General features: G+C 71.2%; 14 protein-coding genes. 7 read left to right on the plus strand and 7 right to left on the minus strand.

Annotated elements, in window-relative coordinates:
• Window positions 1-143 precede the first annotated feature (143 nt).
• Genes ACIOKD_RS33545 through ACIOKD_RS33565 form a run of 5 tightly spaced genes read right to left on the minus strand, consistent with a single transcriptional unit; the run spans window position 144 to window position 5,790 of the window.
• The gene (locus tag ACIOKD_RS33545) at window positions 144-1,454 is read right to left on the minus strand and encodes a DUF58 domain-containing protein (RefSeq protein WP_402091578.1); all 1,311 of its coding nucleotides are present in this window, start codon (window positions 1,452-1,454) and stop codon (window positions 144-146) included.
• Window positions 1,454-2,464: an AAA family ATPase gene (locus ACIOKD_RS33550; protein WP_402091579.1), complete on the minus strand. Its 1,011-nt coding sequence runs from the start codon at window positions 2,462-2,464 to the stop codon at window positions 1,454-1,456. The genes ACIOKD_RS33545 and ACIOKD_RS33550 overlap by 1 nt, the downstream gene beginning before the upstream one ends.
• Complete coding sequence (locus ACIOKD_RS33555; protein WP_402091580.1) at window positions 2,461-3,687, minus strand: DUF4350 domain-containing protein; 1,227 nt, start codon at window positions 3,685-3,687, stop codon at window positions 2,461-2,463. The genes ACIOKD_RS33550 and ACIOKD_RS33555 overlap by 4 nt, the downstream gene beginning before the upstream one ends.
• Window positions 3,684-4,379: a DUF4129 domain-containing protein gene (locus ACIOKD_RS33560; protein WP_402091581.1), complete on the minus strand. Its 696-nt coding sequence runs from the start codon at window positions 4,377-4,379 to the stop codon at window positions 3,684-3,686. The genes ACIOKD_RS33555 and ACIOKD_RS33560 overlap by 4 nt, the downstream gene beginning before the upstream one ends.
• Before the next feature lie 4 nt (window positions 4,380-4,383).
• Window positions 4,384-5,790, minus strand: coding sequence for a hypothetical protein (locus tag ACIOKD_RS33565; protein ID WP_402091582.1), 1,407 nt, complete (start codon window positions 5,788-5,790; stop codon window positions 4,384-4,386).
• A gap of 140 nt (window positions 5,791-5,930) precedes the next feature.
• Here ACIOKD_RS33565 and mtnA point away from each other — a divergent pair, with 140 nt between their 5' ends.
• The 7 genes from mtnA (at window position 5,931) to ACIOKD_RS33600 (ending at window position 14,702) form a co-directional block, all read left to right on the plus strand.
• Entirely contained in the window at window positions 5,931-7,076 is a 1,146-nt protein-coding gene (gene mtnA / locus ACIOKD_RS33570) for an S-methyl-5-thioribose-1-phosphate isomerase (protein WP_402091583.1), read from the plus strand.
• Between the two features lie 8 nt (window positions 7,077-7,084).
• Window positions 7,085-7,774, plus strand: a complete 690-nt coding sequence (mtrA, locus tag ACIOKD_RS33575; protein ID WP_402091584.1) for a two-component system response regulator MtrA — start codon at window positions 7,085-7,087, stop codon at window positions 7,772-7,774.
• 1 nt (window position 7,775) lies between these two features.
• A complete protein-coding gene (gene mtrB, locus ACIOKD_RS33580; protein ID WP_402091585.1) occupies window positions 7,776-9,857 on the plus strand; it encodes an MtrAB system histidine kinase MtrB in 2,082 nt (693 codons plus the stop codon).
• The gene (locus ACIOKD_RS33585) at window positions 9,847-11,700 is read left to right on the plus strand and encodes an LpqB family beta-propeller domain-containing protein (protein ID WP_402091586.1); all 1,854 of its coding nucleotides are present in this window, start codon (window positions 9,847-9,849) and stop codon (window positions 11,698-11,700) included. The genes mtrB and ACIOKD_RS33585 overlap by 11 nt, the downstream gene beginning before the upstream one ends.
• Window positions 11,701-11,859: 159 nt before the next feature.
• Complete coding sequence (locus tag ACIOKD_RS33590) at window positions 11,860-12,711, plus strand: ComF family protein (RefSeq protein WP_402091587.1); 852 nt, start codon at window positions 11,860-11,862, stop codon at window positions 12,709-12,711.
• Between the two features lie 315 nt (window positions 12,712-13,026).
• Window positions 13,027-13,719 carry a ribosome hibernation-promoting factor, HPF/YfiA family gene (gene hpf, locus ACIOKD_RS33595; RefSeq protein WP_402091588.1) on the plus strand — a complete coding sequence of 231 codons (693 nt, stop codon included), beginning with the start codon at window positions 13,027-13,029 and terminating at the stop codon, window positions 13,717-13,719.
• A gap of 236 nt (window positions 13,720-13,955) precedes the next feature.
• Window positions 13,956-14,702, plus strand: a complete 747-nt coding sequence (locus ACIOKD_RS33600) for a response regulator (protein WP_402091589.1) — start codon at window positions 13,956-13,958, stop codon at window positions 14,700-14,702.
• A gap of 171 nt (window positions 14,703-14,873) precedes the next feature.
• On the opposite strand, the gene ACIOKD_RS33605 is transcribed toward ACIOKD_RS33600, so the two are convergent.
• On the minus strand, window positions 14,874-16,076 hold the full coding sequence (locus tag ACIOKD_RS33605) for a winged helix-turn-helix domain-containing protein (RefSeq protein ID WP_402091590.1): 1,203 nt from the start codon (window positions 16,074-16,076) through the stop codon (window positions 14,874-14,876).
• A gap of 71 nt (window positions 16,077-16,147) precedes the next feature.
• On the minus strand, window positions 16,148-16,726 hold the full coding sequence (locus ACIOKD_RS33610; RefSeq protein ID WP_402091591.1) for a GNAT family N-acetyltransferase: 579 nt from the start codon (window positions 16,724-16,726) through the stop codon (window positions 16,148-16,150).
• Window positions 16,727-16,845: the final 119 nt, after the last annotated feature.

Below are 16,845 nucleotides of genomic sequence, written 5' to 3' on the forward strand. Positions count from 1 at the left end.
TACTGCAGGGGGGACCCTGTGGGAGAGTAGGACGCCGCCGAACTAATATTACGGAAAAGCCCCCGCACTTCGGTGCGGGGGCTTTTTTGCGTTCGTGTCCTGCTATGCGTTCTCCCCTTTTGCAGGTGAGGGGAGAAGCAGGGTCAGAGACGGCCTGCGGCTTTGAGAGCCAGATATGCGTCCGCCAAAGCCGGCGGCAGGTTGTCCGGGGTCGCGTCCACGACAGTGACACCGTGACGGGTCAGCTGCTCCGCCGTGCGGTGACGTTCCGCCTGGGCCTGCGCTGCGGCGGCGGCCTCGTACACGGCCTCCGTGTTTCCGCGTGCCGTGGCCATGTGCTCGATGTGCGGGTCGGAGACCGAGGCTACGAGGACCGTGTGGCGCTGGGTGAGGCGGGAGAGTACGGGAAGCAGGCCCTCCTCGATGGGGGCCGCGTCCAAGGTCGTGAGGAGCACGATCAGCGAGCGGCGCGGGGCCGTGCGGAGCGCGGTGGAGGTGAGGCCGCGGGCGTCCGTCTCGACGAGTTCCGGTTCGAGGTGTGCCATGGCGTTGACCAGCGAGGGAAGTACGTCGCCTGCGGCGCGGCCCTGTACCAGGGCGCGTACCCGGCGGTCGTAGGCGAGCAGGTCCACCCGGTCGCCGGCGCGGGACGCGAGAGCCGCCAGGAGGAGGGCCGCGTCCATGGAGGCGTCGAGGCGGGGGGCGTTTCCGACGCGGCCCGCGGCTGTGCGGCCCGTGTCGAGGATCAGGAGGATGTGCCTGTCGCGTTCGGGACGCCAGGTGCGTACGGCGACCCTCGACTGGCGGGCGGTGGCCCGCCAGTCGATCGAGCGCGTGTCGTCACCGGGGACGTAGTCACGCAGGCTGTCGAACTCGGTTCCCTCACCGCGGGTCAGCACGCTGGTGCGGCCGTCGAGTTCGCGCAGGCGGGCCAGCTTCGAGGGGAGGTGCTTGCGGCTGGTGAAGGGGGGCAGGACGCGTACCTTCCAGGGGATTCGGTGGTTGCCCTGGCGGGCGAAGAGACCCAGAGGACCGTATGAGCGGATGGTGACGCGGTCGGCCTGGCGGTCGCCTCGGCGGGTGGGGCGCAGGCGGGTCGTGACGCGTCGGCGTTCGCCTGCGGGGACTGTCAGGCGGTGGCGGGACGCGGGGACCTCTGTGCCCGGCTGCCAGCTGCTGGGGGGCCAGGCGTCGCGGATGCGGGCGCGCAGGGGGCGGCCCGACGGGTTGGTGACCGTAAGGGTGACGTCGGCGGTTTCGCCGAGGCGTACGGAGGTGTCGCCGGAGCGGGTGAGGCCCAGGCGGCGTACCGGTGCCGCCAGGGCGAAGTCGCAGGCGCAGGCGAGGGCCAGGGGAGCGTTGACGGCGAGTATGCCCGTCCAGCCGGGTTCCCAGATGCCTACGGGGAGGGTGCCGAGGGCCGCGAGGAGGGCGGTGCGGCCGGTGAGGGCCATCAGCGGGGAACGGGGACGTGGGAGAGGATCGCGTTGATGACCGAGTCGGCCGTCACACCCTCCATCTCGGCTTCCGGGCGGAGCTGGACGCGGTGGCGGAGGGTCGGCAGCGCGAGGGCCTTCACGTCGTCGGGGATGACGTAGTCGCGGCCTGTCAGCCAGGCCCAGGCTCGGGCCGTGGCCAGGAGCGCCGTCGCGCCGCGGGGGGAGACCCCGAGGGTTAGGGACGGCGATTCGCGGGTGGCGCGGCAGATGTCCACTACGTAACCGGTGATCTCGGGGGAGACCGCGGTCTTGGCGACGGCCGCGCGGGCGGCTTCGAGGTCGGCCGGGCCCGCGACGGGGCGCATGCCGGCGGCGCGCAGGTCACGTGGGTCGAAGCCCTCGGCGTGGCGGGTGAGGACGTGGATCTCGTCCTGGCGGGACGGGAGCGGGATCGTCAGCTTGAGGAGGAAACGGTCCAGCTGCGCTTCCGGGAGGGGGTACGTGCCCTCGTACTCGACCGGGTTCTGGGTCGCGGCGACCAGGAACGGCTCGGGGAGCGGGCGCGGGGTGCCGTCGACCGTCACCTGGCGTTCCTCCATGGCCTCCAGGAGGGACGACTGGGTCTTCGGAGGGGTGCGGTTGATCTCATCCGCAAGGAGGAGGTTCGTGAAGACCGGGCCGGGCTGGAAGGAGAACTCCGCGGTGCGGGCGTCGTAGACGAGGGAGCCCGTGATGTCGCTCGGCATCAGGTCGGGGGTGAACTGGACGCGCTTGGTGTCGAGTTCCAGCGCGGAGGCGAGAGCCCGGACGAGCAGGGTCTTGGCCACTCCGGGGACGCCCTCCAGCAGGACGTGTCCGCGGCACAGGAGGGCGACGACGAGGCCGGTCACTGCGGGGTCCTGGCCGACCACGGCTTTGGCGATCTCGGCGCGCAGGGCTTCCAGGGAGGCGCGGGCGGTGGCTGCATCCCCGGTGGTCCCGGTGGTCCCGGTGTTCCCGGCGTTGTCAGTGGGCGGGGCCATCATGGACGGCGTACCTCTCTTTCGAGGGCGTCGAGTTGGTCGGCGAGTGCGATGAGGGCCGCGTCGTCGCGGGGCGGCGGCCCGAAGAGCAGGGAGCGCAGGGTCTGTCCTTCCTGGCGGAGCCTGGCGGACAGGGCGGGGAGCAGGGCTTCGGGCGCGTGGGCCTGAGCGGGGGATACGCCGACGAGGGGGGCGAGGCGGGTGCGGGTGGTGGAGCGAAGAGCTCCCGCGGCACGGTCGCGGGCGTTGGACTTGCGGTAGAGACGGGCGCGGCCTTCGGCGGTCTCGGAGGCGCGGATCGCGACGGGGAGCCGTTCGGGGACGAGCGGGCCGAGGCGGCGGGCGCGCCAGAGGGCGGCCAGCAGTGCGGCGATGAAGAGCTGCAGCGTGCCCCAGAGCCAGCCGGAGGGGACCAGGTCGAGGAAGCTGCGGTCGCCGGCGTCGGTGGCCGAGTCGTCGGAGAGCGAGGGGAGGTACCAGACCACGTGGGTGCGGGAACCGAGGAGTTGAAGCGCGAGGGAGGCGTTGCCCTGCTGGTCGAGGCGCTCGTTCTGCAGGATGTCGGGCGCGCCGAGTACGACGGTGTCGCCGTCCCCCTCGGATGCGGGGAGGCGCAGCAGGGTGGGCAGGCCGTCGCTGGGGTAGCAGGTGTCGGCGCCGGGTGCGTCCGTCGAGTACCGGATGCCGCCCGTGTCGGCGGTGCCCGCTCGGCGGGCGGCGGGCAGGGCGCAGTCGGGGGAGAGCGTGGAGTCGTAGCTGGGTGTCGCGTCCGCGTCGACTCCGGGGGCGAGGGTGCCGACGGACGGGGTGCCGGGGGCGACGAGGACGGTGCGGCCACCGGAGTTCCTGAACGCGGAGTGGAGAAGGTCCTGTTGACGGTCGGTCAGCAGGTCGGGGCGGGCGACCAGGAGTGTCGTGTCGGGGCCGGCCGCGGTGCTCGCCTCGTCCAGGGTGGTGACCACGCGCGTGGACACGCCCTGGTCGGCGAGGAGTTCGGCGACGGCGCGGCTGCCGGTGGCGTCGGCGGAGCGCGGGTCGAGGCTGCCGTGCTGGGCGCCGGAGCGTACGACGGCGATGGCGACGGCGGCCACGAGGAGGATCACGAGCGCGAGCAGGACGCCGCGCGAGCGGGTCCACACCTGGCGGACGGTGGGCGAGGCCGAGGTGGTGGGCGGGGCGGTCGGAGTCGTGGTTGCCGTGGGGGCGGTGGAGGCCTCGGGTGTCATGTGGCGGCCCCCCGGCCGACGCTGCTGGTGAGGACCGGTCTGGTGCGTTCCAGGTCCTGGTCGAGCTGTGCGAGGCGGTGGTACGTCTGCGGGGCGGCGGTTCGTCCGCCGTACGTGACGTCGTCGAAGTCCCGTGCCGCGGCGCGCAGTCGGTCCGTGTGGGCGGGCAGGGTGCGGCCCGCTTCGGCGGCGGCCTCGTCGGCGGTGCGTCCCGGGCGGGGGTCGAGCAGGGCGCGTTCCTCCAGCGAGCGGACGACGGCGCGCATGCGTTCCTGGACGGCCTGGTTCCAGTGGCCCTGGGCCGCGTGTGCCTCGGCGGACGCGCGGTGCTCGGCGGCGCTGCGTGGACGGTCGTCGAAGAGCGGGGCGGTCGAGGTGGGGCCCCGGCGGGGGGAGCCGAGGCGCCACCAGAGGGCACCGATGAATGCCACGACGGCCAGGACGACGACCAGGAGGCCGAGTCCGCCTCCCGGGGTCGCGGAGGAGGCCGCGGTGAGCAGTTCGCCGACCCACTTCCAGAAGGCGTCCAGGGCCTGGCGGAGGAGGCTGGGGTCGTTCTCGTGGTACATCCGCTTCGACAGTTCGCGCCGGGCGGCCTCCCGCGCGGGATCGCGCGGGACGGTCACCGGTGGTTCGCCGTCGGCGCGTGGCAGCGCCAGTACCGCAGTGAGAACTCCCCCCGCCAGGCTCACTCCGTCAGCTCCCCGGGGTCGGTCCGGGGGCGCCGGAGACGTGGTCCTGGATGCCGGCCGCGCGGGCCAGGTCGAGGTCGAGGGCCTCGCGGCGGATGCGCTGGTCGATGTAGAGGAGCACGGTGACACCGGCGGTGATCGGGAAGGTGAGCATGGAGCCGATCACCGAGCCGATGCCGCTCACGACGAGGAACGTCCAGCCGAGGTCGCCGGTGCCGCTGTCGAGCAGGCTGCCGATGCCGTCTCCGCTGAGCGCGGAGGCGAGGAAGGCGAACGGGATCACGATGATCGACGCGACGATGTTCGCGATGATCGTGGCGAGGAGCTGGATGCCGAAGACCCGCCACCAGGAGCCGCGGACCAGCTTCGCGGAACGGCTCAGCGACTTCCAGACGCTCTGCTTCTCCAGCATCAGGGCCGGCGAGGCCAAGGAGAAGCGGATCATCATCCAGAGCGCGACGACGGACGCGGCCAGGCCTCCGAGGGCACTGAGTGCGACGGCGCCGTCGCCGCCGCCCGCGTGGCCGACGAGGACGCCGGGCAGGATGCCCACGGCGACGATCGCGGCCACGATGAGCGGCAGCAGGAAGGTCAGGCCGAAGAGCTTGAGGAGCTGGGGCCGGGCGTCGCGCCAGGCCTCGGCGGTGGTCACCGACTTGCCGAGGACGGCACGACTGGTCACGGTCGTGAGCAGGGCCGTCGCGACGATCGTGCCCAGCAGGGTGATCAGCAGGACGACGCCGGAGTTCAGCAGGGTGTCGCCCATGGCACGGGACAGTTCGCCCGCGGTGGCGCTGGGGTCGTTGAGGACGTCCGTGCTGGCGCTGTCGTCCAGGACGAGGCCCTGGAGCAGGATCACGAGGATCTGGGTGAGGACCGCGACGGCGAGCGAGATGCCGAGAACCGTGCGCCAGTGCGTACGCATGGTCGACACCGCGCCGTCGAGGATCTCACCGACGCCGAGCGGGCGGAGCGGGATCACGCCGGGCTTGGCCGCGGGCGGGGGGCCGCCCCAGCCGCCGCCCCAGCCGGGGTAGCCGCCCGGCCCCGGTCCGTAGCCGCCGCCGTGGCCACCAGGGCCTCCGTACCCTCCGGGGCCGCCGTATCCGCCGGGGCCTGTAGGAGGTTGGCCGCCCCAGCCGGGACCGGGCGGCGGTGGTGGCGGGGTCTGGGGCGGGGCGTCCTGCGGGCCGCCGCCGGGCGAGGGCCACTGAGCGGGCGGGGGCTGCTCCTTGGACCACTTCGGGCCCGGGCCGGACGGGGCGGGGCCGGGCTGACCCGGTTCGCCCGCGGGCTCCGAGGACGTGGGCCGGTCCGCGGGTCGGGCAGGGCCGGAAGGCGTCGGCTCCTGTCCGTTCTGCCCGTCGGAGGGGGCAGATCCGGGCGATGCCCAGCCCGGAGTGTCGTTCATCGTCGCTCCTTCACGGTGCCCGCCCGCGGTCGCGGCGGCAGGTTGGCTGCCATCGTGCCACGGTGCGGCCGGGAAGTGACCGGCCGCCGTATGGGCTGCACACCTTCAATTGTCCGCCCCGTACGGGGCAGACTGAGCAGATGGCTGATCAGTACGCGCAAATCCGCGAGGACAACCGGCCCATCGAGATACCCGCGATCCGGTGGGACGAGCCGCCGGAGGGACCCGTGCTGGTCCTCCTCGACCAGACAAGGCTGCCCGCCGAAGAGGTCGAGCTGGTGTGCACGGACGCGTCCGCGCTGGTGGAGGCGATCCGCTCGCTCGCCGTGCGCGGGGCACCGCTCCTCGGAATCGCTGGGGCTTACGGAGTCGCGCTCGCTGCCGCCCGGGGGTTCGACGTGGACGGGGCAGCGGCCTCCCTCGCGAGTGCGCGGCCCACCGCGGTGAACCTCTCGTACGGAGTCCGCCGGGCTCAGGAGGCCCACCTCGCGGTGCTGCGGGCCGGTGGCGGCCAGGAGCAGGCCGCGGCGGCCGCGCTGGCTGCCGCGCGGGCGCTGCACAAGGAAGACGCCGAGGCCAGCGGGCGTATGGCCGTGCACGGGCTGGCGCTGCTCGACGAGCTGCTGCCCGGGGGAAACCACCGGATTCTCACCCACTGCAACACCGGCGCGCTGGTCTCGGGCGGGGAGGGCACGGCGTTCGCTGTGGCGCTCGCGGCGCACCGGGTGGGGCGGCTGCGCAGGCTCTGGGTGGACGAGACGCGTCCGTTGCTGCAGGGTGCTCGCCTGACCTCGTATGAGGCGGCGCGCGCCGGAATGGCGTACACCTTGCTCACGGACAACGCTGCCGGGTCATTGTTCTCGGCGGGAGAGGTGGATGCGGTGCTCATCGGAGCGGACCGGATCGCCGCCGACGGTTCGGTGGCGAACAAGGTGGGGAGCTATCCGCTCGCGGTGCTGGCCAGGTATCACCATGTGCCGTTCATCGTGGTGGCTCCGTTGACGACGGTGGACCCGGACACTCCGAACGGAGCATCGATCGAGGTCGAGCAGCGTGCCAGTCATGAAGTGACAGAGATCACAGCACCGCTGGTGCCCGTGGCGGGAGTCGAAGCGGGAGGCGGGATACCGGTGGCACCCCTGGGGACCCAGGCGTACAACCCGGCGTTCGACGTGACGCCGCCCGAGTTGGTGACGGCGATCGTCACCGAGGAGGGCGTCGTGTCGCCTGTGACGGCTGAGGCGCTTGCGGAGCTGTGTGACAGGTCACGCCAGGTAACGATTTAGTTAATGGGATGATGTCGTTTATGAAGGGACGAGTCCTTGTCGTCGATGACGACACCGCACTGGCCGAGATGCTCGGCATTGTGTTGCGTGGTGAAGGTTTTGAGCCGTTTTTCGTAGCCGACGGCGACAAGGCGCTGGCCGCTTTCCGTGAGAGCAAGCCCGACCTGGTGCTCCTGGACCTGATGCTTCCCGGCCGGGACGGCATCGAGGTGTGCCGCCTGATCAGGGCGGAGTCCGGGGTACCGATCGTGATGCTCACAGCGAAGAGCGACACCGTCGATGTCGTGGTCGGCCTTGAGTCGGGTGCGGATGACTACATCGTGAAGCCGTTCAAGCCAAAGGAGCTGGTGGCCCGGATCCGGGCCAGGCTTCGCAGGTCCGAGGAGCCGGCGCCCGAACAGCTCGCGATCGGCGATCTGGTCATCGACGTGGCCGGTCACTCTGTGAAGCGGGACGGCGCCTCGATCGCGCTCACTCCGCTGGAGTTCGACCTGCTGGTGGCGCTGGCCCGCAAGCCGTGGCAGGTGTTCACGCGTGAGGTGCTCCTGGAGCAGGTGTGGGGCTACCGGCACGCGGCGGACACCCGTCTGGTGAACGTCCATGTGCAGCGGCTGCGCTCCAAGGTCGAGAAGGACCCGGAGCGGCCGGAGATCGTGGTGACCGTCCGTGGCGTCGGTTACAAGGCCGGACCGAGCTGACGTGTCCCGGGACAGTGCCGCTTCGGCGCCCGGCGAGCCGGGGGTCCGCTCGGGGCGGCCTGTCGGCCGGAGGATGACGGGCTCCCGCTGGGGCCGGTTCGTCGAGGGCGGGCTGCTCCAGGGCGGAGTCCAGGGCAGCCCGGTCCTTCGGCTGTTCATGCGCTGGGTGCGCCGTCCGCTGCTGCCGGTCATGCGGTTGTGGCGGCGCAACATCCAGCTCAAGGTCGTCGCCACGACCCTGCTGATGTCGCTGGGCGTCGTCCTGCTGCTGGGTTTCGTCGTGATCGGGCAGGTGCGCAACGGACTGCTGGACGCCAAGGTGAAGGCCTCCCAGAGCCAGGCCACGGGCGGGTTCACGGTCGCCAAGCAGGAGGCCGACAGCGCGGCGGGCTCGGGCGGGGACGACCGCTCCGGGCCGGACGACAACCCCGTCCAGAACGTCAGCGGATGGATGAGCTCCCTCGTCGAGTCGCTCTCCAGCGGCGGCCAGGGCGCGTTCAGCGTCGTCACGCTCAGCACCACCTCCGCGGACAGCAGCAGCCGGGGCCTGGGCCCGCGTGCTTCGGGGTTCGTGGACTGGAGCCTCAGCGTGCCCCAGGACCTGCGCGAGCGGGTGGACGCCGGCACGGGCGCGGCCCAGAGCTACACGCGCGTCGTCTACACCAACGGCCAGGACTCCCAGCCGGCGCTGATCATCGGCACACAGGTCAACGACCCCAAGGGCGATCCGTACCAGCTGTACTACCTCTTCCCGCTCACGCAGGAGGAGAAGTCGCTCAGCCTGGTCAAGGGGACCCTCGCGACGGCCGGGCTGTTCGTCGTGGTGCTGCTCGGGGCGATCGCCTGGCTCGTGGTGCGCCAGGTCGTCACGCCCGTACGGATGGCCGCCGGGATCGCCGAGAGGCTGTCCGCAGGGCGCCTCCAGGAACGTATGAAGGTCACCGGCGAGGACGACATCGCGCGTCTCGGTGAGGCCTTCAACAAGATGGCGCAGAACCTCCAGCTGAAGATCCAGCAGCTGGAGGATTTGTCCCGGATGCAGCGGCGGTTCGTGTCCGACGTGTCGCACGAGCTGCGCACGCCGCTGACGACCGTCCGGATGGCGGCCGACGTCATCCACGACGCGCGCGTGGACTTCGATCCGATGACCGCCCGGTCGGCCGAACTGCTCGCCGACCAGCTGGACCGTTTCGAGACGCTGCTGGCGGATCTGCTGGAGATCAGCCGCTTCGACGCCGGCGCGGCGGCCCTGGAGGCCGAGCCGATAGACCTGCGGGAGGTCGTCCGCAGGGTCATCAGCGGGGCCGAGCCGCTCGCCGAACGCAAGGGCACCCGGATACGGGTCGTCGGCGACCAGCAGCCCGTGGTGGCCGAGGCGGACGCCCGGCGGGTGGAACGGGTGCTGCGCAACCTCGTGGTCAACGCCGTGGAGCACGGCGAGGGCAAGGAGGTCGTGGTCAAGCTCGCGTCCGCGGGCGGGGCCGTCGCGGTCGCGGTGCGCGACTACGGAGTGGGGCTCAAGCCCGGTGAGGCGACCCGGGTGTTCAGCCGCTTCTGGCGGGCCGACCCGGCACGCGCGCGTACCACCGGCGGTACGGGCCTGGGCCTGTCCATCGCCCTGGAGGACGCGCGGCTGCACGGCGGCTGGCTGCAGGCGTGGGGGGAACCCGGCGGGGGCTCGCAGTTCCGGCTGACGGTGCCCCGAACGGCCGACGAGCCGCTGCGGGGCTCGCCGATACCGCTGGAGCCCAAGGACTCGCGGCGCAACCGCGGCCTGAACGACGCGGGGCTGCCGCTCGGCGGCACGCAGAAGCTGGCGACGGTGCCGGCGCAGCCCGCCGAGCGGGCCGTGCCGCCGATGCCGTCGCGCGACCCCAGGGTGGCGGGCGCGGTGGACCCGGCGGCGCTGCCCGGCAGCGGCGCGCGCGTGGTGCCGCGGCCCGCGGCGGAGGCCAGAGGCCCGGTCGTGGCACCGGAAGCGGCGTCGGGGAAAGCGTCAGAAGCGGCGTCGTCCGAGGACGGCCCGGAAGCCGGCGGGCAGCCGGAACAGCTGAAGCATGGGGAGGGGTCTCGTGGGCGCTGACCGCGATCGGGGCGGCCGTCGGCGTCCGGCACGTGTGGCGGTGTACGCCGCCTGCGGGACCGTGCTGCTGGCCGGGTGCGCGTCGATGCCGGACGAAGGGGACCTGCGTGATGTCGAGGCCTCCCAGCGGCCGGACGCGCAGGTCAGGGTCTTCGCCATGCCGCCGCGGGAGAACGCGCAGCCCGAGGAGATAGTCCAGGGCTTTCTCGAAGCGCTGACCAGTGACGACCCGCGGTTCGAGACGGCCCGCAAGTACCTGACCGAAGGCGCGTCCAAGAAGTGGCGTCCGAACGCGTCGACGACGGTGCTCGCGGACGGACCGAACACCGTGGCGGAGCACAGCGGCAGCAGGGAGGCGACCGGTGACTACGCGTACTCGCTGATCGGCACCAAGGTCGCCACCGTGGACTCGCAGTTCGCCTACAAGCCCGCCGAGGGGGCGTACGACGAGATCGTGCACCTCTCGGAGCAGAAGACGGCGGACGGTGCCAAGGAGTGGCGCATCGACGCCCTGCCGGCGGGCCTGGTGATGGGGATGTCCGACTTCCAGCGCAACTACGAGTCCGTCAACAAGTACTACTTCGCCTCGAATACGCAGGGCAGGACCGGCGGCCAGCTCGGTGCGGTCGCCGATCCCGTCTACGTGCGGGAGCAGGTGGACCCGGTGACGCAGATGGTCCGCTCGGTCCTCAAGGGGCCCACGAGCTGGCTCAAGCCGGTGGTCAGGTCGAGTTTCCCCACCGGTACGGCGCTCAAGAAGGGCGTCAGGTCGCTGACGCCCGACGACCAGAACCGGCTGACGGTGCCGCTGAACGCCAAGGCCGACCGGGTCGGGCAGTCCAAGTGCACGGAGATGGCCGCCCAGATCCTGTTCACGCTCCAGGACCTGACGCCCACGGGCATCGACGAGGTGGAGCTGCAGCGTTCGGACGGCACGCAGTCGTGCGCGGTCAACAACAACCAGGCGGAGATCTACGTCGTCCACGGTCCGGCCAAGCGGGCCGAGTACGAGTACTTCATCGACGGGGAGAAGCGGCTGGTCCGGATCCCGGGGGCCGGCAGTGAGCAGGAGCCCGAGCCGGTGCCCGGTGCGCTCGGCGACGGCGACAAGGAACTGCGGGCGGCCGCCGTCTCGCGGGACGAGGACACCGCCGCCGGGGTGTCGCTCGACGGACGCTCTATGTACGTCGGGTCGCTCGCGTCCGGGGGTTCGCTCGGGGAAGCCGTGCTGCGCAGCAAAGCGACGTCGCAGGACGACGGGCTGACGACCCCCAGCTGGGACGCGAGCGGTGACCTGTGGGTGGCCGACCGCGGGCCGAAGGACTCCCGGCTGCTCCTGCTGCCGAAGGGCGCGGGCGACCCCCTGGTGGTCTCGACACCCGGTCTGGAAGGGCGGATCGAGGCCGTACGGGTGGCCGCGGACGGGGTGCGGATCGCGCTCATGGTGAGCGACGACAAGCGGACGACCCTGCTCATGGGGCGGATCGAACGCGGGGACTCCGAGGGCGGGAGCGGGAAGGACACCGTCGCGATCCATGAACTGCGCTCCGTGGCACCGCAGCTGGAGGAGGTCACGGCCATGTCCTGGGCCGGCGACAGCCGCCTGGTCGTGGTCGGGCGCGAGGCCCGCGGGGTGCAGCAGATCCAGTACGTCCAGGTCGACGGGTCCACGCCGGTCGGCCCGGCTCCCTCCGCGCTCACCGGGGTGAAGGAGATCGCCGCCTCCGAGGACGAACGGCTGCCGCTGGTGGCGCACTCGGAGGACGGGATCGTGCGGCTGTCGACCGGTTCGCAGTGGCAGACGGTGGTCAAGACGGGGATGGCGCCGGTCTATCCGGGCTGAGCTCCTCGGGCCGTTCCGTCACGGCGCGGCCCTCGCCCCTTGTGGCGCGGCCCTCGTCCCTCGTGTGGGGGACAACGTGCCGACGTGTGCGAGGAGTTGTCCACAGGCAGTTGTCCACAGGGCCGGCCGGGCGCTTCGGCTTTTGGCAGAGTGGTGGGCATGCGGGGGTGGTGGCAGGACCTCACCGACCTGGTGCTTCCGACCGAGTGCGGAGGCTGTGGACGGCCTCGCACGGTGCTCTGCCCGAAGTGCCGTGCCGCTCTGACGGGGGACGCACCGAGCCGTGTACGACCGGATCCAGAGCCGCCGGGGCTGCCGGTGGTGCACGCGGCGGCTCCGTACGAGGACCAGGTGCGGGCGGCGCTCCTCGCCCACAAGGAACGGGGGGCGTTGATGCTCGCCGGGCCGCTGGGAGCGGCGCTGGCGGGGGCTGTGCGGGCCGGACTCGGGCCCGCTGGACGGGTCGGGGCGGTGGGCTCCGGGGCGCCGGTGCTGCTCGTACCGGTGCCGTCGGCGCGGTGGGCGGTGCGGGCGCGCGGGCACGACCCGGCGCGGCGGATCGCGCTCGCCGCGGCGGCCGGGCTGCGGAGTTCCGGGACGTCGGCCCGGGTGGCGGCCGTGCTGCGCCACCGGCGTGCCGTGGCCGACCAGTCGGGGCTCAACTCACGGCAGCGGCTGGACAATCTCGCCGGTGCCCTGGAGGTGGCCCCGGGTGGTGCACGGCTGCTGGGCGGCGCCGGGCGGGTCGTTCTCGTCGACGACCTGATGACGACCGGCGCGTCCTTGGCCGAGGGGGCGCGGGCTCTGAGGGCGGTTCTCGCGGAAGAGGATGGATTCTACGGACTGGTAACACCCGGAACGACGGGAGAGGGGGCGAGACAGGCACCGATGACAGGTGTAGGCCGGGCAGAAGCGGTCAGGGAAAAGAGAGGCGTGAACAGCGCGGATGACGGGGTTGGTGCGGCAGTGGTCGCGGCATCTCCAGCTTCTTTCGAAATAAACCGGAACTGACAGAGAAGTTGCGTCGTTGCAGGTAGTGAGAGGTTCCATTCACCTGAATGGAGGTACGCCGCAGTAGAGGGTGACGACATCCGTCCAGGCGAGATATGTTCGGTTGTGAGGGAATGGCGGACGCCGTCCCTTGCATATCGGAATGCCGCGCCGTGGGTTTTCCTCATTCACCCGGGACAGCGGGGTGAAGATCACTCCCGCGGGGGAGGAGGAGGTGGAAGTCACCGAGTCCGAGGCTCCGGGAAGCGCTGGAGCCTGGTGCAAAAGGGAGATGCTCCGCCGTCGATGCGGAGCGATCCGGGAACGGAGTTCTGCGTGGACATCGTCGTCAAGGGCCGCAAGACCGAGGTGCCCGAGCGGTTCCGCAAGCACGTGGCCGAGAAGCTGAAGCTGGAGAAGATCCAGAAGCTCGATGGCAAGGTGATCAGCCTCGACGTCGAGGTGTCCAAGGAGCTGAACCCCCGGCAGGCCGACCGCTCCGACCGGGTGGAGATCACGCTCCACTCCCGCGGTCCGGTGATCCGGGCGGAGGCAGCGGCAAGCGATCCGTACGCGGCGCTGGACCTGGCGGCGGACAAGCTGGAAGCGCGGCTGCGCAAGCAGCACGACAAGCGGTACACGCGCCGCGGCGCCCGCAGGATCTCGGCCTCCGAGGTCGCCGACCACGTCCCGGACGCGGCGACGCTCGACGGGAACGGCAGTGTCGTCCACGACGAGGAGCCCGAGGCGGTGCCGACCAAGAAGATCGGCTCGCTTGAGGTGAAGGGTGACGGCCCCCTCGTGGTCCGCGAGAAGACCCACGTCGCGTCCCCGATGACGCTCGACCAGGCGCTCTACGAGATGGAGCTGGTCGGGCACGACTTCTACCTGTTCGTCGACTCCGAGACCAAGGAACCGAGTGTCGTCTACCGGCGGCACGCTTACGACTACGGCGTCATCCACCTCAACACGGACCCGATGGTCGCCGAGGCGGAGCAGGCCCCGCCCGGCGGGACGCTGGGTGGCTGACCCCGACAGGTGAGCTCCCCCCGGGTCTCCGGCCCGGGGGAGGGAACCCAGCCGGTGCCCCTGGAGTGCTTGTGCGCCCCCAGGGGCACCGGTGTGCGACCCCTCAGTGCCCCGCTCTGTCATCCCGTTGTCGTCCGGGCATGAAATCATGGCCGTACCGGCCTCAACCGGTGTGTCGTTGCGCGGGGTTGGTGATGGCACAGGAACACAGGCCACGGCCTTCAGGGGGAGGAACCATGGCGGACAGCTTCGGACCGATGCGTGACGAAGATGCCGACGACGGCGTCGTCGGCATGGGCCCGGGCGAGGGCTCCCCGGGCAAGGAGCCCATCCGGGTCCTTGTCGTGGACGACCATGCCCTCTTCCGCCGCGGTCTGGAGATCGTGCTCGCCGCCGAGGAGGACATCCAGGTCGTCGGGGAGGCGGGGGACGGTGCGGAGGCGGTCGACAAGGCCGCCGATCTGCTGCCCGACATCGTGCTGATGGATGTACGGATGCCCAAGCGCGGCGGGATCGAGGCGTGCACCTCCATCAAAGAGGTCGCTCCCAGCGCGAAGATCATCATGCTGACGATCAGTGATGAGGAAGCCGACCTCTATGACGCGATCAAGGCGGGGGCCACGGGTTATCTCCTGAAGGAGATCTCCACGGACGAAGTGGCCACGGCGATTCGCGCGGTCGCCGACGGGCAGTCGCAGATCAGTCCTTCCATGGCGTCGAAGCTGCTGACCGAGTTCAAGTCGATGATCCAGCGCACGGATGAGCGGCGGCTTGTGCCGGCGCCTCGGCTCACCGATCGTGAGCTGGAGGTGCTGAAGCTGGTGGCCACCGGGATGAACAACCGGGATATCGCCAAGGAGTTGTTCATCTCCGAGAACACCGTGAAGAACCATGTGCGGAACATCTTGGAGAAGCTGCAGCTGCACTCGCGGATGGAAGCGGTCGTGTACGCGATGCGGGAGAAGATCTTGGAGATTCGCTAGCGGCGGCGATCGCTGGCGTGGCACGTGGGTTGAGGGGCGGCCGCGGGTCGGTGAGGGCTGGTCGCGCAGTTCCTCGCGCCCCTGAGACGCCCCTGCGGCTTCTGCGCAGTTCCCCGCGCTGAAAGGCCAACCACCCGCCAGCCGCGTCCCCAACCTCACAGGGCAATACAGCTAGTTCAGCGTTCGGGCCAGCTCCGTCGTCAGGGCGTCTCGCAACTCCGGTGTGTTCGCCCGCTCCACTCGGACGTTCGTGCAGTCCACCCAGCCGGCCGCCTCCAGGAGGGCCTGGGCCACTGACGGGACGGACTTGGGGCTGTCCAGGGTGACTTGCTTGGCGACCAGGGTGGTGCCCTCGCGAGCCGGGTCCACGCGGCCTACCAGCCGGCCGCCGGCGAGCACCGGCATGGCGAAGTAGCCGTACACACGCTTGGGCTTGGGGACGTAGGCCTCCAGGCGGTGGGTGAAGTCGAAGATCCGCTCCGTGCGCGCCCGGTCCCAGACCAGGGAGTCGAACGGCGACAGGAGCGTGGTGCGGTGACGGCCGCGCGGGGTCGTCTCCAGGGCCGCGGGGTCCGCCCAGGCCGCCTTCGACCAGCCCCGCACCGAGACCGGGACCAGGCCCGACTCCGCGATCACCGCGTCGACCTGCTCGCGCTTGAGGCGGTGGTAGTCGGCGATGTCCGCGAGGGTGCCCACGCCCAGGGAGCGGCCCGCGAGCCGCACCAGACGGCGCAGGCACTCCATGTCGTCCAGATCGTCGTGCAGCAGCGCTTCGGGGATGGCCCGCTCGGCGAGGTCGTACACCCGCTTCCAGCCGCGGCGCTCCGTGCACACCACCTCGCCGTACATCAGCGCGCGCTCGACGGCGACCTTGGTGCCCGACCAGTCCCACCACTCGCTGGTCTTCTTCGCGCCGCCCAGATCGGTGGCAGTGAGCGGTCCTTCGGTCTTCAGCTGCTTGATGACCTGCTCGTACGTGCCGTCCGGCAGTGCGTGGTTCCACTGCGGGCGGGCGCGGTAGGCGCGGCGGCGGAAGGCGAAGTGCGGCCACTCCTCGACGGGCAGGATGCAGGCCGCGTGCGACCAGTACTCGAAGGCGTGGGGCCGGGGCGGAGTGGTGCCGACGGGTGCCGGTGTCCAGTACGCCTCATCGACCGTTCTGCGGCCGACGGCGCCGAGCCTCGCGTACGGGATGAGTTCGTGGGAGCGGGCCAGGACGGAGATGGTGTCGAGCTGGACCGCGCCCAGATGCCGCAGTACGCCCCGCACGCCGCCCCTGCGGTCGGGGGCTCCCAGGAATCCCTGCGCGCGCAGGGCGATCCGACGGGCCTCGTCGGCGGAGAGTTCGGCGGTCGGTCGCGGCAGACTCGTCATGGTCCGCACGATAGGCGGTGCCACTGACAATCGCGCCCGGCCTGGACGAACACGGCCGGGCGGGCGGCGAGTCAGCTCCGCTGCGGCGCGGGAAGGTACGGGGCCGTCGACGGCAGTCCCAGGTCCGACGGGAGCAGGGAACCGATCCAGCAGTCGCGGCGTACGCCCTTGTCGTTGATGCCCGCGCGGAGGGTGCCCTCAAGGACGAAGCCGGCGCGTTCGGCGACCGCGAGGGAGCCCGTGTTGCCCACTTCCGCCCGCCACTCGACGCGGTCCATGGCCCGCTGGGTGAAGGCCCAGCGGCAGGCGGTGAGCGAGGCCTCGGTGATGTAGCCGTTGCCCCGGTGCTCCTTCGTCGCCCAGAAACCGATCTCGCCGACCCCCAGGCCGCGCATCGTGAGGGCGAGCATGCCGGCGAGTTCACCGCCGACCGGCAGGAAGACACCGAAGGTGAACATCGAGCAGTCCGCCCACCCGTCGGGCACCATCTGCTCGGTGAAGGCCGTGGCGTGCTCGCGCAGATAGGGCGACGGAACCGTGGTCCAGCGCTGGATGTCGGGATCCTGGACGGCGTCGAACACGGCGTCGGTGTCGTGTGCTCCCACCGTGCGCAGCAGGAGTCGTTCGGAAGTCAGGGTGACGGGGTCCATCGGCCGATTCTGCTCGGGCTTCGGTGAGGAAGCCATCACTTTCGCACTGTGTGAGGACGCCGTCACGTTTCGTGGCGCGGGCGCGGCACCTTCCGCATCCTCCGCCCGTTGTCTCTGTG

Source organism: Streptomyces sp. NPDC087844 (assembly GCF_044742785.1).
Taxonomy (GTDB): Bacteria; Actinomycetota; Actinomycetes; order Streptomycetales; family Streptomycetaceae; genus Streptomyces.

Excerpts from the sequence above, each read along its gene's own strand:
- ACIOKD_RS33600 (WP_402091589.1), top strand. The coding sequence starts at position 13,956 with ATGGCGGACAGCTTCGGACCGATGCGTGACGAAGATGCCGACGACGGC.
- mtnA (WP_402091583.1), top strand. The coding sequence starts at position 5,931 with ATGGCTGATCAGTACGCGCAAATCCGCGAGGACAACCGGCCCATCGAG.
- mtrA (WP_402091584.1), top strand. The coding sequence starts at position 7,085 with ATGATGTCGTTTATGAAGGGACGAGTCCTTGTCGTCGATGACGACACC.
- ACIOKD_RS33550 (WP_402091579.1), bottom strand. The coding sequence starts at position 2,464 with ATGATGGCCCCGCCCACTGACAACGCCGGGAACACCGGGACCACCGGG.
- ACIOKD_RS33590 (WP_402091587.1), top strand. The coding sequence starts at position 11,860 with ATGCGGGGGTGGTGGCAGGACCTCACCGACCTGGTGCTTCCGACCGAG.
- ACIOKD_RS33545 (WP_402091578.1), bottom strand. The coding sequence starts at position 1,454 with ATGGCCCTCACCGGCCGCACCGCCCTCCTCGCGGCCCTCGGCACCCTC.
- ACIOKD_RS33610 (WP_402091591.1), bottom strand. The coding sequence starts at position 16,726 with ATGGACCCCGTCACCCTGACTTCCGAACGACTCCTGCTGCGCACGGTG.
- ACIOKD_RS33605 (WP_402091590.1), bottom strand. The coding sequence starts at position 16,076 with ATGACGAGTCTGCCGCGACCGACCGCCGAACTCTCCGCCGACGAGGCC.
- ACIOKD_RS33555 (WP_402091580.1), bottom strand. The coding sequence starts at position 3,687 with ATGACACCCGAGGCCTCCACCGCCCCCACGGCAACCACGACTCCGACC.
- ACIOKD_RS33565 (WP_402091582.1), bottom strand. The coding sequence starts at position 5,790 with ATGAACGACACTCCGGGCTGGGCATCGCCCGGATCTGCCCCCTCCGAC.